This window comes from Microcoleus sp. AT3-D2 (genome assembly GCF_036705715.1).
GTDB lineage: Bacteria > Cyanobacteriota > Cyanobacteriia > Cyanobacteriales > Microcoleaceae > Microcoleus.
On the sequence record NZ_JAUBVE010000207.1, the window covers coordinates 1 to 1,247 of the forward strand.

Annotated in this window: 3 protein-coding genes; 2 read left to right on the plus strand and 1 reads right to left on the minus strand. The window is 44.3% G+C overall.

The window, feature by feature from the left end; all coding sequences use genetic code 11:
* Nucleotides 1-107 precede the first annotated feature (107 nt).
* The gene (locus tag QUB44_RS30920; RefSeq protein WP_333373755.1) at nt 108-512 is read left to right on the plus strand and encodes an AraC family transcriptional regulator; all 405 of its coding nucleotides are present in this window, start codon (nt 108-110) and stop codon (nt 510-512) included.
* Nucleotides 513-636: 124 nt separating this feature from the next.
* A complete protein-coding gene (locus QUB44_RS30925; RefSeq protein WP_333373757.1) occupies nt 637-768 on the plus strand; it encodes a hypothetical protein in 132 nt (43 codons plus the stop codon).
* 8 nt (nt 769-776) lie between these two features.
* Here QUB44_RS30925 and QUB44_RS31385 read toward each other — a convergent pair whose 3' ends face one another.
* On the minus strand, nt 777-1,139 hold the full coding sequence (locus QUB44_RS31385; RefSeq protein WP_445299949.1) for an IS66 family transposase: 363 nt from the start codon (nt 1,137-1,139) through the stop codon (nt 777-779).
* Between the last annotated feature and the right edge of the window lie 108 nt (nt 1,140-1,247).

Sequence of the window (1,247 nt, forward strand, 5' to 3'; positions counted from 1 at the left end):
TTCATTTTTTTATTGTCACAATCAAGTATTGCATATAATTGTATCATAGTCTTGATAATGATTTAGGATTGCTATATTTGCAGGGGAAAGTCTGGGAACTATTGGCGATGCAGATCGATCTGGTGATGGCGGATCGTATTGCTCCTGTGACAGCCCCGAAACTGCGTCCTGATACGATCGCGCGATTGCACCATGCTAAAGAAATTTTGACAAACCAACTGGAGTATCCGCCGTTGTTGTCTGAGTTGGCGCAACTGGTGGGGGTGAGCGAGCGCACTCTCCAGCGAGGCTTTCAGACTCTTTTTAAAACTACGGTATTGGGCTATGTGACAGAGCAACGCTTGCTACGCGCCGAATGTCTGTTGCGTCAGGGCTATCGCACAGTGGCAGAAGTGGCAAACCTAGTCGGCTATGGACATTTCGGACATTTTGCTGCTGCCTTTAGGCGACAGTTTGGGATCGCGCCGAGTCAGTGCGTAGCAGGGGAAAAGCTTGCCAGCAAACATTTCTAGCAGAATGGCGGTTTTTGGATCGTGATTGGCGGTTTTTGGATAGACAGGGCGAGATTGATTTCTTTACACTAACTTTGGTTAATTGCAAATAAGTTGCAATAGTTTGTTTTTGGTGTAAGGAGTTATGACCAGTATGAAAAGCGCTTTAGTAAATTTGCCAATGAATTTGTCGGTAAAGTTAGCTTTGTTAGTGGTTGTGTCGGGTAGTTTGGTCGGTGGCATGGCGCTACCAGCATGGGCAGAAGAAAAATCGTAATTGCTCAACTAGGGGAAAAAAAGGGAGCCATCAATAGAGAGAGCTTGTTGAATAGATTGATAAGCAGTTAAACCTTGACGCTTCCCAGTATTGACAACTGAACGAACTGCTGCAAATAAATCTCGCCCCCATGGAGAACGGAAGCCATTAGTCACACGGCGAAATATCACGCTCATCCTAATCGCCTGTTCACTACTATTATTCGTTGGTGGAATCCCCGCATCTTCCAGAAATAGAAATAAATTGTCAATGAGCCCACCATAGCGTTTTCGTAACCGGATACCATCCGGATGATGTGGCGCTAAATTTAAAATCCCGGTTAATCTTGCCTGTAAATTTTCTCGGTATCGCTTGAGTCTGGCATCGTCGATTTTTTCTCGTCATCGATGGATGATAAAAGCCCTTAGGAATGAAAAATAAATAACTTAATGAATTACTCAGGTTGGGGTACGGCTCGATAATTCCATTTGGGCAAATAT

Excerpts from the sequence above, each read along its gene's own strand:
- QUB44_RS30920 (WP_333373755.1), top strand. The coding sequence starts at position 108 with ATGCAGATCGATCTGGTGATGGCGGATCGTATTGCTCCTGTGACAGCC.
- QUB44_RS30925 (WP_333373757.1), top strand. The coding sequence starts at position 637 with ATGACCAGTATGAAAAGCGCTTTAGTAAATTTGCCAATGAATTTGTCG.